Raw genomic sequence first — 19,844 nt, forward strand, 5'->3', positions numbered from 1 at the left:
GATTTCCCTGGCCACAACAAGTGGAGGTTTTATAACAAGCCTCCTGATCAGTTGCAAGTGACAATCTGGCGCAAACCCGCGCCACATCACGCATTGCGACTCATCATGAGTACCCGATCGGTGGTCAAGGCTACTTCCGTTGTCCGGTGCATGCAAGCCTTAACCACCCCCCGAATGCGCCAAATTTGCGGCGCATCAACATTTACACGACAGAAACGCGTTCGAAACCTTGCGGATTGTCCTGCAACGCCAGTGCAAGCACCTCATCAATCCAGCGAACCGGATAGATTTCAAGATCTTGTTTGACGTTGGCCGGGATCTCCTCGAGGTCACGTTCGTTCTCTTTCGGGATCAGCACACGCTTGATGCCACCACGGTGGGCCGCCAGCAGTTTCTCCTTGAGACCACCGATGGGCAGCACCTCGCCACGCAGGGTGATTTCACCCGTCATGGCCACGTCGGCACGCACCGGGTTGCCGGTGAGGCTGGAGACCAGGGCGGTACACATGGCGATACCGGCGCTCGGGCCGTCTTTCGGGGTCGCCCCTTCCGGCACGTGCACGTGGATGTCGCGCTTCTCGTAGAAGTCGCCGTTGATACGCAGCTTCTCGGCACGGGCCCGCACCACCGTCATGGCCGCCTGGATGGACTCCTGCATCACGTCACCGAGGGAACCGGTGTAAGTGAGCTTGCCCTTGCCCGGCATGTTGGTGGTCTCGATGGTGAGCAGATCGCCCCCCACTTCGGTCCACGCCAGCCCGCACACCTGACCAATCTGGTTCTGGTCGGTGGCCTTGCCATAGTCAAAGCGCTGTACCCCCAGGAACTCCTTGAGGTTCTCCTGGTTGACCTGAACATGCTTGATGCTCTTGTCCAGCAGGATGCGTTTGACTGCCTTGCGACAGATTTTGGAGATTTCACGCTCCAGGCTGCGCACACCCGCCTCGCGGGTGTAGTAGCGAATCACCCCGATCAGCGCCGAATCCTCAATGGTGATCTCGGATGGCTTCAGGCCGTTGCGCTGGATCTGCTTGGCCACCAGGTGCTGCTTGGCAATGTTGAGCTTCTCGTCCTCGGTGTAACCGGACAGACGGATCACTTCCATCCGGTCCAGCAGCGGACCCGGTATGTTCATGGAGTTGGAGGTGGCCACGAACATCACGTCCGACAGGTCATAATCCACTTCCAGATAGTGATCGTTGAAGCTGCTGTTCTGCTCGGGATCCAGCACCTCCAGCAGGGCGGAAGCGGGATCGCCACGCATGTCCGAGCTCATCTTGTCGATTTCGTCGAGCAGGAACAGCGGGTTCTTCACGCCGACTTTCGCCATCTTCTGGATGAGCTTGCCGGGCATGGAGCCGATGTAGGTACGGCGGTGACCACGGATCTCCGCCTCGTCACGCACCCCACCCAGGGCCATGCGCACATACTTGCGGCCGGTGGCCTTAGCGATGGACTGGCCCAGGGAAGTCTTGCCCACCCCGGGAGGCCCGACCAGGCAGAGGATGGGGCCCTTAAGCTTGTTCACACGCGCCTGCACTGCCAGGTATTCGAGGATGCGATCCTTGACCTTGTCCAGGCCATAGTGATCCGCATCCAGCACCTCCTGGGCCTTGCCTAGGTCTTTCTTGACCTTGGAGCGGGCCTTCCAGGGCACCTGCACCATCCAGTCCACATAGCTGCGCACCACGGTGGCTTCCGCCGACATGGGGGACATCATCTTGAGCTTGGCGAGCTCGGCCTGGGCCTTCTCGCGGGCATCCTCCGGCATCCCGGCCTCTTCAATCTTGCGATTGAGGGCTTCGAATTCATCCGGGCTGTCTTCCAGCTCACCCAGCTCTTTCTGGATGGCCTTCATCTGCTCGTTGAGGTAATACTCCCGCTGGCTCTTCTCCATCTGCTTCTTGACCCGAGAGCGGATGCGTTTCTCGACCTGCAACAGGTCGATCTCCGACTCCATCATGGCCATCAGAAACTCGATGCGCTCGGACACGGAGGCGATTTCCAGCACCTTCTGCTTGTCTTCGAGCTTGAGCGGCATGTGGGCAGCCATGGTATCGGCCAGGCGCGCCGCATCGTCAATCGCCGAAATCGAGGTGAGTACCTCGGGCGGGATCTTCTTGTTGAGCTTGATGTAACCTTCGAACTGGCCGATGGCAGAGCGCACCAGCACGTCCTGATCCTTCTCCTCGATGGGGGCGGACGCGATGTACTGGGCCTCCCCGACAAAGAAGTCGCGATCGTCGATCATCCGCTCAAGGCGGGCACGCTGGCCCCCCTCCACCAGCACCTTGACGGTGCCGTCCGGCAGCTTGAGCATCTGCAGAATATTGGCCACTGTCCCGACGGAGAAAATTTCCTCCACCGTCGGTTCGTCAGTCGACGCATCCTTCTGGGCCACCAGCAGGACTTTCTTGTCCTGCTCCATGGCCGCTTCCAGACAGCGAATGGATTTTTCCCGCCCCACAAAGAGTGGAATGACCATGTGGGGATAGACCACCACGTCACGAAGAGGCAGGACGGGAATCTCGATGCGTTCTGAACGCTCTAGGTTCATATATGTCCTCTCGGCTTGTTATACCGTTGGCAAAGGCTTGGCTGAGTATATGGGGGCGCAAAGATGAGATTCAATCGCCTTGGCCGTAAAAAGCATGAAAGGGGCAAAAAGCCCCTTTATGTGATTAAAAATCAGACAGTTACTCTGAGGCTGCGGCCTGAGTCTCGGGATTGTCGTAGATCATCAGGGGCGCGGAGTCTCCCTTGATCACCGTCTCGTCGATCACCACCTTGCTGACCCCTTTCAGGGAGGGCAGGTCATACATGGTGTCGAGCAGTACGGCCTCGACAATGGAACGCAGACCCCGGGCACCGGTTTTGCGCTCCATGGCCTTGCGGGCAATGGCATTGAGCGCGTCGTCACGAAACTCCAGCTCCACCTCTTCCAGGGCGAACAGCGCGGCATACTGCTTGGTCAGCGCGTTTTTCGGCTCTTTCAGGATCTGGATGAGGGCAGCCTCGTCAAGCTCGGTCAGGGTCGCGACCACCGGCAGACGGCCGATGAACTCGGGGATGAGACCGTACTTGATGAGATCTTCCGGCTCCACCTTGGCAAAGTTCTCGCTCAGGGTTGCCTTGGCATTCTTGGATTTCACCTCGGCGCCAAAACCGATGCCGGTGCCCTTGACGGAGCGCTGCTCGATCACCTTGTCCAGCCCCGCGAAAGCACCACCACAGATGAAGAGGATCTTGGAGGTGTCGACCTGCAAAAACTCCTGCTGCGGGTGCTTGCGACCGCCCTGGGGCGGCACGGAGGCGATGGTGCCTTCGATCAGTTTCAGCAGTGCCTGCTGCACCCCTTCCCCGGAGACGTCGCGGGTGATGGAGGGGTTGTCCGACTTGCGGGAGATCTTGTCGATCTCGTCGATGTAGACGATGCCACGCTGGGCCTTCTCCACGTCGTAGTCGCACTTTTGCAGCAACTTCTGGATGATGTTCTCCACGTCCTCGCCCACATAACCGGCTTCGGTCAGGGTGGTAGCATCGGCCATGGTGAAGGGCACATCCAGCAGACGAGCCAGGGTCTCGGCCAGCAGAGTCTTGCCGCTGCCGGTGGGGCCAATCAGCAGGATGTTGGATTTGCCCAGCTCCACGCCACCGGACTCGCTGCCGCTGCGAAGACGCTTGTAGTGGTTGTAGACAGCCACTGCCAGCACCTTCTTGGCGTACTCCTGACCGATCACGTAGTCGTCCAGATGGGCGCGGATCTCATGAGGGGTCGGCAGCTCGCTACCATCGCGCTTGGGAGAGATCTCGCGGATCTCTTCGCGGATGATGTCGTTGCACAGCTCGACACACTCATCACATACGTAGACGGAAGGGCCAGCGATCAGCTTGCGCACTTCATGCTGGCTTTTGCCGCAGAAAGAGCAATACAGCAGCTTGTCGCCCTCACCCTTGCGTTTCTCTGTCATTCAGCGACCTCGTTTTATCAATAGAGGATGGATCGTCCTGCTGAGTTTACAACAGGACGGGGTACCCTGCTCAGCCGCGCTGGCTCAGGATGCCGTCAACCAGACCATAGGCAACGGCCTGCTCGGCGGACATGAAGTTGTCACGGTCGGTGTCGCGCTCGATGGTGGCCATGTCCTGACCGGTATGGAACGCCAGACGATCGTTCAGGGTATTCTTGATTTTCAGGATCTCCTGGGCATGGATCTGGATGTCAGAAGCCTGCCCCTGGAAGCCGCCCAGCGGCTGGTGGATCATCACTCGGGCATTGGGCAGGCAGAAACGCTTGCCCTTGGCGCCACCGGCCAGCAAGAAGGCCCCCATGGAGCAGGCCTGCCCCATGCAGACGGTGCTCACGTCCGGCTTGATGAACTGCATGGTGTCATAGATGGACATACCCGCAGTGACGGCGCCACCCGGCGAGTTGATGTAGATGCTGATGTCCTGATCCGGGTTCTCGGACTCCAGGAACAGCAGTTGGGCCACCACCAGGTTCGCCATGTGATCCTCGACCTGACCGGTCAGGAAGATCACCCGCTCTTTCAGCAGACGGGAATAGATGTCGTAGGAACGCTCCCCTTTCGCGGTTTGCTCTACCACCATCGGGATGAGCGCATTGCGTGGGGATTCAGTCACATCGTTATAGTTCTTGTACATAAGGCATTGTCCCTAAAATAAAATGGCCCGAGTGGAGATCACACGAGCCATTATACTTAACAGTTTTGACCTTAAGTCAAATGTTCTTAGGCAGCGGCACCGGACTTGTTGATCACTTCGTCGAAGGCAACTTCTTTCTCGGTGACTTGCGCCTTGGACAGGATCAGATCGATGGCTTGATCTTCAATGGCCAGGTTGCGCACGCCGTTCAGCATCTGCTCGTTCTGCTGATAGTACTCGATCACTTCTTTCGGATCTTCGTAGGCAGTGGCCATGGACTCGATGATGCTGGTCACACGGGCGTCGTCAGCCTTGATCTCGTTGGTGCGGATGACGTCACCCAGCAGCAGACCAACGCGGACACGGCGCTCGGCCTGGGCCTGGAACAGCTCGGCCGGCAGCTCGGGGGCGTTGCCGCCCTGGAAGCCACCGAAGCGCTGCAGAGCCTGCTGACGCAGGGTGTCGATTTCCTGGGCAACAGCAGCCTTCGGCAGATCGATCTGGTTGGCTTCAACCAGGCCGTTCAGTACCTGCTCTTTCACGCTGTTTTTCAGGGCCTGGGCCAGTTCGCGCTCCATGTTCTTGCGCACTTCAGCCTTCAGCTCTTCAACGCTGCCGCTCTCGATGCCGAAACGCTTGACGAACTCTTCGGTCAGCTCGGGCAGCACTTGCTCTTCAACCTTGTGCAGCTTGGAGGCAAACTTGGCAGCCTTGCCCTTCAGGGCTTCGGCGTGGTAGTCAGCCGGGAAAGTCACCTCGATGGTGAACTCGTCGCCCGCTTTCTTGCCCAGGATGGCGTCTTCGAAGCCCGGGATCATGCGGCCAGCGCCCAGTTCCAGGGTGAAGCCTTCAGCCTTGCCACCGTCGAACTCTTCACCGTCGATGGAACCGACGAAGTCCATGGTCACACGCATGCCGTTGGCGGCAGCCACAGCGGCTTCAGTCCAGGTGGCGTGCTGCTTGCGCAGGGTGTCGATCATGTTTTCCAGGTCGCTGTCCTTAACGGTGGCAACCGGCTTCTCGACCTTGATGCTCTCCAGACCGGCAACTTCGAACTCCGGATACACTTCGAAAGTGGCGGTGAACTCGAAATCCTGACCTTCTTTGATTTCTTTCGGATCCATGGTCGGGGCGCCAGCCGGGCTCAGTTTGTTCTCGATGATGGCCTTGATGAAGTTGTTCTGCATCATTTCATCGGCAACGCGGGCGTGAGCCATGGCACCGAACATCTTCTTGATGATGGCAACCGGAGCCTTGCCAGGACGGAAACCGTCGATGCGACGGGTTTTGGCCAGGCCATTCAATTCTTTGCGCACGGCGGCGTCAACGGTAGCGGCCGGTACAGTGATGGTAAGACGGCGTTCCAGACCCTGGGTTGTCTCTACAGAAACTTGCATTCTTTTACCTCGTTCAACTCAGCACTGCGTGCTGACCCTTTATTGCCCCCGGGCAAGCCCGGAGTCTTCCTGTTTATAAAGACAACGACTGTCTTTGTGATGAGAAAATATGACGCGACATTATAGCGGCGTGCAGTGGTCGCGTCGAGCCGCACATCCCCCATCCGGGGCACAGACAGCACAATTTGCGCAAGACTTTCTCCTATATGGGGAAGCCTTGCACCGAGTTCAAGCATTCCATCCGCAATAATTTGCACTGGCTCACTCTTTTTCACGGTAAACGGGCCATTTTGATCGCCATCCGCCGCCAATCGGGCACAAAAATGGCGTGCTGCGACCCAAATTGTCCACCTTCTCGCCTGTGCCATTGCGTCCCCCGGCCGGCCTCGCTATGGTGACAGCCAATTCACGTGCTGCTGGAGTCACCCACATGTCCTTTTTCCGCTTCTTGTTCAATCTGTTCTGGTTCGTGCTGGGAGGCGTCTTCATGGGGCTGGCCTGGTGGCTGGCGGGGCTGCTCTGCTTCGTCTCCCTCATCGGGATCCCCTGGGGACGCGCCTGCTTCGTCATCGGCACCTTCACCTTCTTCCCGTTTGGCAAGCAGGCGGTGAGCCGCAAGAGCATGACGGGCCAGAGCGACATCGGCACCGGCGCCCTGGGGCTGATTGGCAACATTCTCTGGTTTGTGCTCATCGGGGTCTGGCTGGCCATCGGCCACATTGCCTCGGCGCTGGCCTGTTTCGTCACCATCGTCGGCATCCCGTTCGGCATCCAGCACCTCAAGCTGGCCCTCATCAGCCTGGCCCCCATCGGCCAGATGATAGTGACCAACCACGAGGCCGAATCGGGTCGCTACATCCGCTGAGGGCCCATCTCAGGCTATCCTTGCGGGTGGAAAAAAGGGCAGACTAGGGTCTGCCCTTTTTCATTGCCCCATTCGAGGTCTTCCATGCTGCCCAGCCATTTTTTTGCCAACCTCGCCCGTATGCGCCTCATCTACCGCTGGCCCCTGATGCGCAACATCCAGCCCGAAAACATCGCCGAGCACAGCCTGCAGGTCGCCATGGTGGCCCACGCCCTCGGTCTTATCAGCAATCGCCTGTTCGGCGCTCAGGTGGATGCAGACCGGGCCGCCGTCATGGCCCTCTACCACGACAGCAGCGAGGTGCTGACCGGGGATCTGCCCACCCCGGTCAAGTACTTCAATCCCGAAATCGCCCGCGAATACAAGAAGATTGAGCTTGCCGCCGAGCAGCGCCTGCTGGGCATGTTGCCGCCTGAGCTGGTAGAGGACTTTCGCCCCCTGCTCGACTCCGGCGCCCAGGACGAGGCCCTCACCAGCCTGGTGAAGGATGCAGACACCCTCTGCGCCTACACCAAGTGTCTGGAGGAGCTGAGCGTCGGCAACCGGGAGTTCGAGCCCGCGCGAAAGCGCCTCGAGCAGATGCTGGACGCCAGGATGAACCCCGCCATGCGCTACTTCATCGATGTCTTCGTGGGGAGTTTTTCACTGCCTCTCGATGAGTTGAATGCCCATTGATGCCATTAACACGGCACCGGGCATCATCTCCTCCTGCGTATTGCCCCGATAACCGCCACGTCGGGGGTTTCCCCACAAAAGAGTGACAATAAAAAGGGCCCCGCAGGGCCCTTTATCACATCCATGGGCATCAATGCCCCAGTTCCCGGGACGGCACCAGGCCGCTCGCCCGCCAGGCAGGATAGAGGGTCGCCACCAGGCTCATCAGGATGGCGGCGCCGGTCACGATGAGCAAGTCCTGCATGTGCAGCTCGGTCGGCAGGAAGTCGATGAAGTAGATGTCGGGATTCAGGAAACGGTGCCCGATAACCCCTTCGATGGCGCTCAGGATCTGGGTCAGCTTGCTGGAGAGCAGACCGCCAAGCAGGGCGCCGAGCAAGGCTCCCGCCACCCCGTTCACCATCCCCTGGATGACGAAGGTAAGCCGGATCTGGCCCGGGCTCGCCCCCATGGTCTTCAAGATGGCAATCTCGCTGCGCTTCTCATTCACCGCCATCACCAGAGTAGAGACGATGTTGAAGCAGGCCACCGCCACCACCATCAGCATCACCACGTACATCACGGTGCGCACCATCTGGATGTCCTGATAGAGATAACCCTGACGGCTCATCCAGCTACTGATATAGACGTAGTGCGGGAATTTCTGGGCCGCCGCCACCGTGATGGACTGGGCCTTGAGCACGTCGTTCACCTTGAGGCTGAACCCCTCCACCGCGCTGCCCATGCCGGTGATGGCCTGGGCGTCCGCCAGGTGCATGAAGCCGAGCAGGCCGTCGAGCTGGCCGCCGATCTCGAGCAGCCCCACCACGGTGAGCGCCTCCCGTTTCGGGTTCTTGATGCCGGCGGCATCACCCGCCTGGGGCAGCAGCAGGGTGACGGTGTCCCCTGTCTTGACCCCCAGCTTGTCGGCGATGATCTTGCCGAGGATGACCCCGTGTTCACCCGCCTGCAGCTCGCGAAGGCCCCGACCCGTCATGAAGTTGCCCGCATCGGAGAGATTGGCTTCCAGCTCCGGCAGCACCGCACGCAGCTGGACCCCCTTGAGGGCGGAGCCGTGCTCCAGCAGGCCGTCCAGGCGAATGACGGGGGCAGCCGCCTCCACCCCGGGCTGAGCCAGCAGGTAGTCCCTGAGCCGCGGCCAGTCAGGCAGTGGCGCCTCCATGCCGATGAGCTCGCCGTGGGGGACCACGGAGAGCACCCGGTTCTTGAGCTCCCGCTCGAACCCGTTCATGGCGGAGAGGCCAAGAATGAGGGCCATCACCCCGAGGGCGATGCCGATGAGGGAGGAGGCCGAAATGAAGGCGATGAAGCCGTTGCGACGGCGGGAGCGGCTGTAACGCAGGCCCAGGAACAGGGGCAGCGGTTTGAACATCAGGCGACCTCCGCCATGATGCCGCTCACCAGGGTGACCCGGCGGTGGAGCTTGGCCGCCAGGCTCAAGTCATGGGTCACCACCACGAACGCGGTGCCAAGCTCGCGATTGAGCTCGCACAAGAGCTCATAGACGGCGGTGGCGCTGGCGTGATCCAGGTTGCCGGTGGGCTCATCCGCCAGCACCAGGCTGGGTTCGTTGACCAGGGCTCGGGCGATGGCCACCCGCTGGCGCTCGCCACCGGAGAGCTCGGACGGTCTGTGGTTGAGACGGTGGGAGAGCCCCACCCGCCCCAGCATCTTGCTCGCCTTCTCGGTGGCGCTGGCCACCGACTCACCGGCGATCAGCAGCGGCATGGCCGCATTTTCCAGTGCGCTGAATTCCGAGAGCAGGTGGTGGAACTGGTAAACGAAACCCAACTCCTGGTTGCGAAACCTCGCCTGGGTGCGGCTGTCCCAGCCATGGATGTCCTGCCCCTTGAACAGCACGGCGCCGCTGGAGGGGTTGTCCAGCGCCCCCATCAGGTGCAGCAGGGTGGTCTTGCCGGAGCCCGAGCTCCCCACCACCGCCAGCATCTCCCCGGGGGCAACGTCCAGCTCGATCCCCTTGAGTACCTGGGTCTCCAGATTGCCCTCTTTGTAGACATGATTGAGGGCCTGGCAGCGCAGCAGCGGCTCGCAGGAGACGGATTGATTCATAACGGGGGCTCCACTTGCACCAGTAACAACAGAAGATGAATTATTCATAACGCAGCGCCTCCGCCGGTTTGACCCGGGCCGCGCGGGAGGCCGGGTAAAGGGTGGCACTGAAACTCAGCAGCACGGCACCCAGCAGGATGGTCATGACCTGGGCCGGCTCGACGATGACCGGCAGACCGCTGCCCCCCGCCGCCATATAGAGGTTGAGCCCAAGGGCATTGAGCAGAGGATTGAGGCCGAAGCAGAGCGCCAGCCCCGCCAGCCCCCCGAACAGGGCGCCGATGACGCCGCTCGACGCCCCCAGCACCATGAAGATCTTGACGATGCCGGATTCGCTCATGCCCATGGTACGCAGGATGGCCACCTCCCCTTCCTTGTCGGTGACCACCATCACCAGGGCGGAGAGGATGTTGAAGGTGGCGACCGCGATGATCAGCACCAGCATCAGCCCCATCATCCGTTTTTCCATGGCCACCGCCTGGAACAGCTCGCCGCGCTCGCGGCGCCAGTCCTGCCACTCCAGCCCGTCCGGCAACGCGGTCTTCACCACCTCGTCGGCGGCGAAGGGATCGTCCAGCCAGAGGCGGATGCCGCCCACCTTGTCTGCGGGCAGGCGCAGCATGCGCTGGGCATCCCCGAGGGCAATCAGGGCCACCTGGCTGTCCACGTCGGCGCCGACCCCGAAGATGCCGGAGACGGTGAAAAGACGCTGGGCCGGCACCCGGCCAAAGGGGGTAAAGCGGGTACCTTCGGTCAGAATGAGACGCACCTGGTCGCCGATAGAGACCTTGAGTCGGCTGGCCACCCCCTGCCCCAGCACGATGTGGTATTCACCGGCCTGCAGGCTGTCAAGGCGCCCTCCCAGCATCTGGGCGTGCAGGATGTCATCCTTGGGCCAGCGGGCGGGATCGATCCCCTGCACGCTCACGCCGGTGAGTTGACCCGGGCTTTGCAGCATGCCTTCGCTGTCGAGCATGGGGGCCGTGGCCACCACGTGGGGCAAGCCGGCCAGATCGAGCAGACCTTCGGGCTCGGCCTCGATGCGTCCGGCCTGATTGGTCACCACCACATGGGGGATCACCCCGAGGATGCGCCCCTTGAGCTGGCCTTCGAACCCGTTCATCACCGAGATCACCACCATCAGGGCGGCGACCCCGATGGCGATGCCAAAGGTGGAGAACAGGGAGATAAAGGAGACGAAGCGGTTACTGCGTCGCGAGCCTGCATAACGCAGGCCGATGGCCAGCGACAGTGGCTGAAAAAGTCCGGTCTTCAAGGATATCTACGTTGCCAACGAAATAAGATACCGGATAATAAAGGGAAACCGTCTATGACAACAAGGGATAGCCTCCATGCAGGAACAGTTCTTCAGCGTCACCCATGCCACGCCGGTCAATGTGATCCCCATGCCGGCCGACTTTCGTCTGCCGACGCTGGAGGCCCTGGAGGCCGAGTTGCCCGAGCCGTTTCGCATCGCCTCCGCCATCACCTCCATCGATCTGGTGAGCAGCCGGTTGCTGCGCAGCCAGAACGAGTCCATGCACGATCTGGTGGAGATCATCAATCAGCAGTCCCGCAAGATCGACATGATCATGGGCTATGTGCTGGCGGCCCAGGATCACCCCGAGCACCGCTTCCACACCCTGCGCTTTGGCGCCGGGCAGCTCACCTACCTGCACCCCCACCAGGGGCACGGGAAGGCCCCCGTCCTGCACCAGATCGTGCGGCTCAAGATCTTCCTGCGGGAAGAGGCCTCCGCCGTCTACTGCTACGGCGAGGTCGTGCAGCGGGACGCCGGAGAGCATGGCACCCACGTGGTGCTCGACTACGTGCGCATCCGCGAGGATGACCGGGAGCTGCTGGTGCGCGCCAGCCTGCATGTGCAGTCGAAACAGCTCAAGCTGCGTGCCCAGGAACGTCAGCGCTAACCCAGGTCCATGTCAAAAGAACGCCAACAGTAAAAGACTCCGATGATGCCAATGACCCTCCCCGCCTTGCCCGCCAAAGCGGGCCAGAAGACAACGTTCGGCCAGCTGGTCGGCAGCAGCCTGGCTCTGGTTGCCGCCCGCCTCACCCGGGAAGCCCGAAGACCCGTCCTGCTGGTCACCGCCGATACCCCGAGCGCCCTGCGCCTTGAACAGGAACTGGGGTTCCTGCTGGCGGATCAGGATTGCCCGGTGCTGCTGTTCCCGGACTGGGAGACCCTGCCCTACGACAGCTTCTCTCCCCACCAGGACATCATCTCCCAGCGCCTCGAGACCCTCTACCAGTTGCCGCAGATGCGCCACGGCGTGCTCATCGTGCCCATCTCCACCCTGATGCTGCGCACGGCGCCCCAGGCTTATCTCGACAAATACAGCCTGATGGTCACAAGCGGCCAGCGCCTCAACCTGCAGCAGCTGCGCGGGCGTCTGGCGGAGGCGGGCTACGTGGCGGTGGAACAGGTGCTGGAGCACGGCGAATTCGCCGCCCGCGGCTCCCTGCTGGATCTCTTCCCCATGGGGAGCAGCCGCCCCTATCGCATTGATTTTTTCGACGACGAGGTGGACTCCATCCGCCCGTTCGACCCCGAGACCCAGCGCTCCAGCGAGCCGGTGAAGTCGGTGAGCCTCCTGCCCGCACGGGAATTTCCCACCGACGAGGGGGCCATCGAGCTGTTTCGTGGCCAGTATCGCGAACAGTTCGAGATCTCCCGCGCCGAGGGCTCCGTCTATCAGGAGGTGAGCAAGGGGCGCTGGCCCGCCGGCATTGAATACTACCTGCCGCTCTTCTTCCAGCAGACCGCCAGCCTGTTTGATTACCTGCCCGAAAACACCCTGCTGCTCACCGTGGGGGAGATCTACCCCGCGGCCCAGCGCTTCTGGAACGACATCGGCCAGCGCTATGAAGACAGACGCTGGGACAACACCCGTCCCCTGCTGCCGCCCCAGCAGATCTATCTGTCGGTGGAGCAGCTCTTCGCCGCCCTCGGGGACTATGGCGCCGTGCGTCTGCAGGAGGCGACCGTTGACGGCGGAGCGGGTCAGCAGGATCTGCCCCTCGCCCCCCTGCCGGATCTGCAGCTCGACCACAGCAAGGAGCAACCCCTGCTGGCCCTTGACGGCTTCCTGCAAGGCTTTGCCGGGCGCACCCTGTTTGCGGTGGAGTCCGAGGGGCGGCGCGAGGGGCTCGGGGATCTGCTCGCACGGATCAACCTGCAACCCCGGGAGTTTGCTTCCCTCGACGCCTTCCTGGTGAGCGATGCGCGCCACGGGCTGCTGGTCTGTCCCCTGGAGCGGGGCTTCCTGCTGCAAGAGCCCGGCCAGACGCCCCTTGCCCTCATCACCGAAGCCGAGCTGCTCGGCGGCAAGATCCGCAGCAAGCGCCAGCGGGACAAGAACAAGAACCTGAGCTCGGATGCGGTGATCCGAAACCTGGGCGAGCTGACTCAGGGCCAGCCTGTGGTGCACCTGGATCACGGGGTCGGTCGCTACCTGGGGCTCGAGACCATAGACGCAGGCGGCCTGCCCACCGAGTTTCTGACCCTGGAATACGCCGGCGGCGACAAGCTGTTCGTGCCGGTCACCAGTTTGCACCTGATCAGCCGCTACACCGGCTCCGACAACCCGCCCAGCCACAAGCTCGGCGGCGAGGCCTGGGTCAAGGCGCGGCGCAAGGCGGCGGAAAAGGTGCGGGACGTGGCGGCCGAGCTGCTGGATGTCTATGCCATGCGGGCAGCCCGTCACGGTTTTGCCTTCAAACACGACCGGGAGGCCTACCGCCAGTTTGCCGCGAGCTTCCCGTTCGAGGAGACCGAGGATCAGCTCAATGCCATCAACGCTGTGCTCGGCGACATGTGCCAGGCCAAGAGCATGGATCGGCTGGTGTGCGGCGATGTGGGCTTTGGCAAGACAGAAGTGGCGATGCGGGCGGCGTTTGTGGCCGTGCACGGCGGCAAGCAGGTGGCCGTGCTGGTGCCCACCACCCTGCTCGCCCAGCAGCACTACGACAACTTCCGCGACCGATTCGCCAACTGGCCGGTGCGGGTGGAAGTGCTGAGCCGCTTCCGCTCCGCCAAGGAGCAGAGCGCCGTGATGAAGGAGATGGCCGAGGGCAAGGTCGACATCATCATCGGCACCCACAAGCTGCTGGGCGCCGAGCTCACCTTCAAGGATCTGGGCCTGCTCATCGTCGACGAGGAGCACCGCTTCGGGGTGCGCCAGAAGGAGAAGATCAAGGCGCTGCGCGCCGACGTGGATATCCTCACCCTCACCGCGACCCCCATTCCCCGCACCCTCAACATGGCCATGTCCGGCATGCGGGATCTCTCCATCATCGCCACCCCGCCCGCCAAGCGCCTCGCCATCAAGACCTTCGTGCGCCAGCACGAACCTGCGGTGGTGCGCGAGGCGGTACTGCGGGAATTGAAGCGCGGCGGCCAGGTCTACTACCTGCACAACGACGTGGAGAGCATCGAGAAGTGCGCCGCCGATCTTGCCGAGCTGGTGCCGGAGGCGCGCATCGGCATCGCCCACGGCCAGATGCGCGAGCGGGAGCTCGAGCGGGTGATGTCGGACTTCTACCACCAGCGCTTCAACCTGCTGGTCTGCACCACCATCATCGAGACCGGCATCGACGTCCCGAGCGCCAACACCATCATCATGGACCGGGCGGATCATCTTGGTCTCGCCCAGCTGCACCAGCTGCGGGGCCGGGTCGGTCGCTCCCACCACCAGGCCTATGCCTACCTGCTCACCCCCCATCCCAAGCTGATGACCAAGGATGCGGCCAAGCGGCTGGAGGCCATCGCGTCCCTCGAAGATCTCGGTGCCGGCTTTGCGCTCGCCACCCACGATCTGGAGATCCGGGGCGCGGGTGAGCTGCTGGGCGACGATCAGAGCGGCCAGATTGAATCGGTGGGCTTCACCCTCTACATGGAGATGCTGGAGCAGGCGGTGGAGGCGCTCAAACATGGCAAGGAGCCGTCGCTGGAGCAGCTCATGAGCCAGCACACCGAGGTAGAGCTGCGCCTGCCCGCCTTGCTCCCGGACGACTACATCCCGGACGTCAACATGCGCCTCTCCATGTACAAGCGCATCGCCAGTGCGGCGGACGAGCAGGAGCTGCGGGAGCTCAAAGTGGAGCTCATCGATCGCTTCGGTCTCTTGCCGGAGCCGACCAAGACGCTGATGGAGCTGGCCGCCTTCCGCCAGCGCGCCACGGCGCTGGGCATTCGCCGGGTGGAGATGAGCGAGCGCGGCGGCTATCTGGACTTTACCCAGGAAACCCGCGTCAACCCGGCCTATCTGGTCAAGCTGCTCTCGGAGCAGCCGCGCATCTACAAGATGGACGGGCCGACCCGGCTGCGCTTCCAGGTGCCGACCCAGGACAGGGCCATGCGCCTCAAACTGGTGGACGGCCTGCTGGCGGATCTCGCCCGCCATGCCACCCCCTGAGGGGAAGCATGACGTCAGCAGGGCGCGACCTGCCGCCCATAACAACGGGAGCCCCAGGGCTCCCGTTTCGTTGCTGGCAAGGGGCGGCATCTCGCCCCCGGCCCGCCTTCTTGCCCCCGACGCCTCGGTTCGCCCTTCTGGCAGCACCATTTTGCCGCCGAATCCATCTGTTGATACGATGCATTGAGTCATAACCCATCTGAAAAACAGATGGATGTGGGGATGATCGTGGGCAAAAAACGGGGTCAACGCACCTCGATAGCCCCGCAGATGGCCCGTGCCGTATTTATCCCGCCCACGTATCCAGACCAGGTATCCAGGCCAGGCATCCCGGCAAGGGGGCCACCAGCCATTGCACCGCGACAACCGAGGCGCCGCGTCAGTCCGTCAGTCCGTCAGTCCGTCAGTCCGTCAGTCCGTCAGTCCGTCAGTCCGTCAGTCCGTCAGTCCAGTCCAGTCCAGTCCAGTCCAATCCAGTCCGCCAGCATATCAACCTGGTTCAACCCGCCAGCACGCCAATAAGAACGGGAGCCTTGACGGCTCCCGTGACGAAGGGACGCTGGCCCGGGCTCAGCCCTGGTTGGCCGGATCCTCGTGGGCGGAGAACTCCCGCATGAAGGCCTCGGCCCGCTCCACCATCCTGGTGGACCCGACGAAGTAGGGGGTCCGCTGGTGCAGGGCGGTAGGCTGGATGTCCATGATGCGGCCAAAGCCATCGGACGCCTTGCCACCGGCCTGCTCCACCAGGAAGGCCATGGGGTTGCACTCATAGAGCAGGCGCAGCTTGCCGTTCGGGGAGTTGGTGCCGGACGGGTAGATGTAGATGCCCCCCTTGAGCAGGTTGCGGTGGAAATCCGACACCAGGGAGCCGATGTAGCGGGAGGTGTAGGGCCTGTGAGTCGCCTCGTCACGCTCCTGGCAGTATTTCAGGTACTTCTTCACCCCGTCCGGGAACTTGATGTAGTTGCCCTCGTTGATGGAGTAGATCTTGCCCTCCTCCGGAATGCGGATGTTCTCGTGGGAGAGGCAGAAGCAGCCGATGGAGGGGTCATAGGTGAAGCCGTTGACCCCAAAGCCGGTGGTGTAGACCAGCATGGTGGAGGAGCCGTAAACCACGTAGCCCGCCGCGACCTGACGGTGACCCGGCTGCAGGAAGTCCTCCAGAGTGACCCCGGCGCCCGGTTTGCTGACCCGGCGGTAGATGGAGAAGATGGTCCCGACCGAGACGTTGACGTCGATGTTGGAGGAGCCGTCGAGGGGGTCTATCAGCACCACGTACTTGGAGTGACGAGAGAGCTCGGAATCGAAGGAGACGAAGTCCTCCTCCTCCTCAGAGGCCATGCCGCACACCTCGCCACGGGCCTCCAGCGCCGCCTTGAAGCGCTCGTTGGCATAGACGTCCAGCTTCTGCTGCACCTCGCCCTGCACGTTTTCGGCGCCGATGGAGCCGATGATGTCCGCCAGACCCGCCTTGTTGATCTCCCGGTTCACCACCTTGGCGGCCAGGCGGATGGAGCTGAGCAAGGAGGTCAGCTCGCCGGTCGCGGTCGGGTAGTCCGCCTGCTTTTTGACGATGAACTCGCCCATGGTGATCATGTTTCGCATTCTTGTTCCTTTAAGATCGTTTCCGTTGGCCGTTGAAAACGTTTGCAAGTGTCGGCAAAAAAAGTGCCGATCCCCGGCAGCGTTGTTTTGTAACCCAATGTAACGCCTGTTTTTTGTTTTTGCAGCGAATTAAGCCGTTCTTTAAATCGCCAGAAAACCGCGCCACCACGGGCTTTCGCCGTGAAACAAGGGTGCCATCCGGCATCTTTTGGGGGGTTAATTCGTGACAAGAATGCATCCTGGCCGACGCGGCTGCCCGCCTTGCTCCCCCTGGCGCCCGGCAATGTTGCGCCAGAGGCTCCCCTCTTGAGATCTCCCCCCCAATCCCGCACACTGGCTGCGCTTTGGAAGCAAAAAAACATAAGGATATTCAATGAAAAAGTCGCTTATCGCCGGGGCGGTTGCCGCTCTGCTCACCCTCCCCGTCCTCGCTGCCCAGGTGCCTGAAGGCACCCAGCTTCTGCCAGCCGCCCAGCAAGTGTTCGTGCGCAACATCGGCACCGAGCCTGCCTCCATCGATCCCCAGATGGTGGAAGAGAGCGCGGGCAGCGACGTCGTCAACGATCTGTTCGAGGGGCTCTATACCCTGGATGGCAACGGCAAGCTGCAGGCGGCGGGCGCCCTTGGCTACGAGCTCGATGCCACGGGCACCGTCTACACCTTCAAGCTCAGACCCGATGCCAAATGGTCCAACGGCGAGCCGGTGACGGCGGCGGACTACGTCTATGGCTGGCAGCGGGCGGCGGACCCCAAGAACGCCTCCAACTACGCCTGGTTCATCGAGCTGACCGGCGTCGCCAATGCCAGCGACGTGGTGCAGGGCAAGCAGAGCCCGGATGCCCTGGGGATCAAGGCGCTCGATGACTACACCCTGCAGATCACCCTGAAAAACCCGGTCCCCTTCTTCCTCAAGACCCTCTCCCACTACACCACCTTCCCGGCGCCCAAGGCCACCATCGAGAAGTTCGGTCATGAGTGGGTCAAACCGGCCAACATCGTCTCCAACGGCGCCTTCGCCCTCAAGGAGTGGACCCCGAACGAGCGCCTCATCGCCGAGCGCAACCCCCACTACTGGGACAACGAGCACACCGTGCTGAACAAGGTGATCTATCTGGAGATCGTCTCCGATACCGCGGCCTACAACCGCTATCGTGCGAGCGAGCTGCACTACACCACCTATCCCCTGGAGCAGTATCAGCAGATCAAGCGCCAGAGCCCGGAGGAGCTGGTGAGCGCCCCCATGCTCGCCACCTACTACTACGTCTTCAACACCCAGCGCAAACCCTTTGACGACGTCAGGGTGCGCAAGGCACTGTCTCTTGCCATCGACCGGGACACCATCACGGAGAAGATCCTGGGACAGGGGCAGCTCTCCGCCTTCAGCCTGACCCCGCCGAGCGTGGACGGCTTCGAGCTCAAACGCCCCGCCAGCGAGCTGATGAGCAAGGAAGAGCGCATCAAGCAGGCCAAGGCGCTGCTTGGCGAGGCGGGTTACGGCCCTGACAAGCCGCTGACGGTGGACATCCTCTACAACACCAACGAGGGGCACAAGAAGATAGCGCTCGCCATCTCCTCCATGTGGAAGCACAATCTGGGGGTCAAGGCGGAGCTCAACAACATGGAGTGGAAGACCATGGTGTCGGCCCTGAACGAGGGTGACTTCGGGGTGAGCCGCTACTCCTGGAACGGAGACTACAACGATGCCTCCACCTTCCTCGACATCATGACCTCCAGCAGCAGCGCCAACAGCGGCAAGTGGTTCAACAAGGAATACGACGCCCTCCTGGCCAAGGCCCATGACGCCAAGGACCCCGCCGAGCGCAACCGCCTCTATCAGCAGGCCGAGGTGCTGATCGACGAGGAGGCCCCCATCGCCCCTGTCTACTTCTACGTGAAATCACGGCTGCTCAAACCCAACGTCAAGGGCTACCCCTACCAGAACCCGCAAGACCTTGTCTATGCCAAGGATCTCTATCTGACGGCGCAGTGACGCTGGGCACCGAACCAAAAGACCGCCTCGAGGGCGGTCTTTTTCTCCTACTTTTCCTGACAGCCCGCCACTGCAAGCCGGGCGCCCCTTCGCACCGTCACGGGCCTGACCAGCAACTGCGCCAGCAGCACCCCCATCAGGGTCATGCCGCCACCGATGAGGTGATAGCTGGTGAGCCGCTCCCCGAGCCAGCTGATGGCAAGGGCTGCCGTCATGACCGGCAACAGGTTCATGAAGATGGCGGTGCGGCTCGCCCCGAGCAGGGCAATGCCCTGCATCCAGAGCCAGGGCGAAAGGGCCGAGGTCGGGATCCCCGCATAGAAGATGAGCCAGAGGGCGCTGCCATCGGGCCAGTGCCCGTCCACCAGCAGATAGAAGGGGGTGAGGAACAGGAGGCTGCACAGCACCTGACCGTAGAGCATGGACCAGTTGTCCAGCCCCAGATCCCAGCGCTTGAGCAGCACGCTGTAGAGCGCATAGGTGGCCGCCGAGAGCAGCATGTAAACGGAACCGATATGGATGCCCTGGGTCAGCAGCCGGGCCGGATCCCCCTGCCCCAACAAAATCGCCAGCCCCAGAATGGAGATGGCGCCTCCCAGCAGCGCCCCCCAGGTGGGCCGCTCGCGCAGCAACCAGATGCTGAGCAGCACTGTCATCAAGGGGGTCAGCCCCATCATCAGGCCAATCTCGGTAGCCCCCAGGGTCTGGGCCGCGTAATAGCCAAAGGTCTGGTTCAAGACCATGCCGAGCAGGGCCAGCACCGCCAGCTTCGAGAAACCGGCCCGCAGCTTGCGACGCTCGCGCCAGGCCCGGTGAGCCAGAAACGGGGTCAGCACCAGGGCCGCCACCATCCAGCGCGACCAGGCGAGCGCCGCAGGAGACAACACCCCGACCGCCAGCTTGCTGACGATGCCATTGCCGGCCCAGATGGCCATGCAGGAGAAGGGAAACAGGAAGGCAAGGGGCATTGCGATATCCAGAATAAAAAGGCGGGTATTGCGCGCGAGTATAGAGAGGCAATCAGGATAAGCAAGCCTGCCAACGCAGGAAGAAGCGCCATGACGCGAACGGTTGGCACCGCGCCCAGGCGCCATCAACAATCATGCCCGCACAGGGGCGGGCATGAGGGGGACCAGGGTCAG

The 19,844-nt window shown here is 62.1% G+C and carries 15 protein-coding genes; 5 read left to right on the plus strand and 10 right to left on the minus strand.

The annotated features are described in order from the left end of the window. Nucleotides 1-202: 202 nt before the first annotated feature. The 4 genes from lon to tig form a co-directional block, all read right to left on the minus strand. Complete coding sequence (lon, locus tag AB5Y70_RS09460; protein ID WP_010674574.1) at nt 203-2,557, minus strand: endopeptidase La; 2,355 nt, start codon at nt 2,555-2,557, stop codon at nt 203-205. A gap of 139 nt (nt 2,558-2,696) precedes the next feature. Beyond that, the gene (clpX, locus tag AB5Y70_RS09465; protein ID WP_010674573.1) at nt 2,697-3,971 is read right to left on the minus strand and encodes an ATP-dependent protease ATP-binding subunit ClpX; all 1,275 of its coding nucleotides are present in this window, start codon (nt 3,969-3,971) and stop codon (nt 2,697-2,699) included. Nucleotides 3,972-4,041: 70 nt separating this feature from the next. Beyond that, nucleotides 4,042-4,665: an ATP-dependent Clp endopeptidase proteolytic subunit ClpP gene (gene clpP / locus AB5Y70_RS09470; RefSeq protein WP_005324106.1), complete on the minus strand. Its 624-nt coding sequence runs from the start codon at nt 4,663-4,665 to the stop codon at nt 4,042-4,044. An 86-nt stretch (nt 4,666-4,751) separates the two neighbouring features. Next, nucleotides 4,752-6,062 carry a trigger factor gene (tig, locus tag AB5Y70_RS09475; protein WP_010674572.1) on the minus strand — a complete coding sequence of 437 codons (1,311 nt, stop codon included), beginning with the start codon at nt 6,060-6,062 and terminating at the stop codon, nt 4,752-4,754. A 430-nt stretch (nt 6,063-6,492) separates the two neighbouring features. On the opposite strand from tig, the gene AB5Y70_RS09480 reads away from it, so the two are divergent. Next, a complete protein-coding gene (locus tag AB5Y70_RS09480; RefSeq protein ID WP_010674570.1) occupies nt 6,493-6,927 on the plus strand; it encodes a YccF domain-containing protein in 435 nt (144 codons plus the stop codon). Between the two features lie 84 nt (nt 6,928-7,011). Beyond that, on the plus strand, nt 7,012-7,602 hold the full coding sequence (yfbR, locus tag AB5Y70_RS09485; RefSeq protein WP_010674569.1) for a 5'-deoxynucleotidase: 591 nt from the start codon (nt 7,012-7,014) through the stop codon (nt 7,600-7,602). 130 nt (nt 7,603-7,732) lie between these two features. Here yfbR and lolE read toward each other — a convergent pair whose 3' ends face one another. From lolE to AB5Y70_RS09500, 3 genes are read right to left on the minus strand one after another with little or no spacing between them, the layout of a single operon-like run. Further along, the gene (gene lolE, locus AB5Y70_RS09490; RefSeq protein ID WP_010674568.1) at nt 7,733-8,974 is read right to left on the minus strand and encodes a lipoprotein-releasing ABC transporter permease subunit LolE; all 1,242 of its coding nucleotides are present in this window, start codon (nt 8,972-8,974) and stop codon (nt 7,733-7,735) included. After that, nucleotides 8,974-9,672 (minus strand): lipoprotein-releasing ABC transporter ATP-binding protein LolD, encoded by a 699-nt coding sequence (gene lolD / locus AB5Y70_RS09495; RefSeq protein ID WP_010674567.1) that lies wholly within the window; start codon nt 9,670-9,672, stop codon nt 8,974-8,976. The genes lolE and lolD overlap by 1 nt, the downstream gene beginning before the upstream one ends. 40 nt (nt 9,673-9,712) lie before the next feature. Next, nucleotides 9,713-10,948: a lipoprotein-releasing ABC transporter permease subunit gene (locus tag AB5Y70_RS09500; RefSeq protein WP_045524771.1), complete on the minus strand. Its 1,236-nt coding sequence runs from the start codon at nt 10,946-10,948 to the stop codon at nt 9,713-9,715. Between the two features lie 76 nt (nt 10,949-11,024). Here AB5Y70_RS09500 and AB5Y70_RS09505 point away from each other — a divergent pair, with 76 nt between their 5' ends. Together AB5Y70_RS09505 and mfd are read left to right on the plus strand one after the other, a co-directional pair. Further along, on the plus strand, nt 11,025-11,600 hold the full coding sequence (locus AB5Y70_RS09505) for a PilZ domain-containing protein (RefSeq protein WP_103243213.1): 576 nt from the start codon (nt 11,025-11,027) through the stop codon (nt 11,598-11,600). A gap of 42 nt (nt 11,601-11,642) precedes the next feature. Further along, nucleotides 11,643-15,107: a transcription-repair coupling factor gene (gene mfd, locus AB5Y70_RS09510; protein WP_279955944.1), complete on the plus strand. Its 3,465-nt coding sequence runs from the start codon at nt 11,643-11,645 to the stop codon at nt 15,105-15,107. 570 nt (nt 15,108-15,677) lie between these two features. Here mfd and fbp read toward each other — a convergent pair. Together fbp and AB5Y70_RS09520 are read right to left on the minus strand one after the other, a co-directional pair. Further along, entirely contained in the window at nt 15,678-16,712 is a 1,035-nt protein-coding gene (gene fbp, locus AB5Y70_RS09515) for a class 1 fructose-bisphosphatase (RefSeq protein WP_029314452.1), read from the minus strand. Then, nucleotides 16,700-16,942: a hypothetical protein gene (locus AB5Y70_RS09520; RefSeq protein WP_125117245.1), complete on the minus strand. Its 243-nt coding sequence runs from the start codon at nt 16,940-16,942 to the stop codon at nt 16,700-16,702. Before AB5Y70_RS09520 ends, fbp begins: the two co-directional genes overlap by 13 nt. Nucleotides 16,943-17,085: 143 nt before the next feature. On the opposite strand from AB5Y70_RS09520, the gene AB5Y70_RS09525 reads away from it, so the two are divergent. Continuing rightward, the gene (locus AB5Y70_RS09525; RefSeq protein WP_010674562.1) at nt 17,086-18,702 is read left to right on the plus strand and encodes a peptide ABC transporter substrate-binding protein; all 1,617 of its coding nucleotides are present in this window, start codon (nt 17,086-17,088) and stop codon (nt 18,700-18,702) included. Nucleotides 18,703-18,749: 47 nt separating this feature from the next. On the opposite strand, the gene AB5Y70_RS09530 is transcribed toward AB5Y70_RS09525, so the two are convergent. Beyond that, entirely contained in the window at nt 18,750-19,670 is a 921-nt protein-coding gene (locus AB5Y70_RS09530) for a DMT family transporter (protein WP_010674561.1), read from the minus strand. Nucleotides 19,671-19,844 lie beyond the last annotated feature (174 nt).

This window comes from Aeromonas sp. s1(2024), from assembly GCF_040908005.1.
GTDB classification, from domain to species: domain Bacteria; phylum Pseudomonadota; class Gammaproteobacteria; order Enterobacterales; family Aeromonadaceae; genus Aeromonas; species Aeromonas caviae.

Coding starts and splice junctions, on each gene's coding strand:
- lon (WP_010674574.1), bottom strand. CDS start 2,557: ATGAACCTAGAGCGTTCAGAACGCATCGAGATTCCCGTCCTGCCTCTT.
- clpX (WP_010674573.1), bottom strand. CDS start 3,971: ATGACAGAGAAACGCAAGGGTGAGGGCGACAAGCTGCTGTATTGCTCT.
- clpP (WP_005324106.1), bottom strand. CDS start 4,665: ATGTACAAGAACTATAACGATGTGACTGAATCCCCACGCAATGCGCTC.
- tig (WP_010674572.1), bottom strand. CDS start 6,062: ATGCAAGTTTCTGTAGAGACAACCCAGGGTCTGGAACGCCGTCTTACC.
- AB5Y70_RS09480 (WP_010674570.1), top strand. CDS start 6,493: ATGTCCTTTTTCCGCTTCTTGTTCAATCTGTTCTGGTTCGTGCTGGGA.
- yfbR (WP_010674569.1), top strand. CDS start 7,012: ATGCTGCCCAGCCATTTTTTTGCCAACCTCGCCCGTATGCGCCTCATC.
- lolE (WP_010674568.1), bottom strand. CDS start 8,974: ATGTTCAAACCGCTGCCCCTGTTCCTGGGCCTGCGTTACAGCCGCTCC.
- lolD (WP_010674567.1), bottom strand. CDS start 9,672: ATGAATCAATCCGTCTCCTGCGAGCCGCTGCTGCGCTGCCAGGCCCTC.
- AB5Y70_RS09505 (WP_103243213.1), top strand. CDS start 11,025: ATGCAGGAACAGTTCTTCAGCGTCACCCATGCCACGCCGGTCAATGTG.
- mfd (WP_279955944.1), top strand. CDS start 11,643: ATGATGCCAATGACCCTCCCCGCCTTGCCCGCCAAAGCGGGCCAGAAG.
- fbp (WP_029314452.1), bottom strand. CDS start 16,712: ATGCGAAACATGATCACCATGGGCGAGTTCATCGTCAAAAAGCAGGCG.
- AB5Y70_RS09525 (WP_010674562.1), top strand. CDS start 17,086: ATGAAAAAGTCGCTTATCGCCGGGGCGGTTGCCGCTCTGCTCACCCTC.
- AB5Y70_RS09530 (WP_010674561.1), bottom strand. CDS start 19,670: ATGCCCCTTGCCTTCCTGTTTCCCTTCTCCTGCATGGCCATCTGGGCC.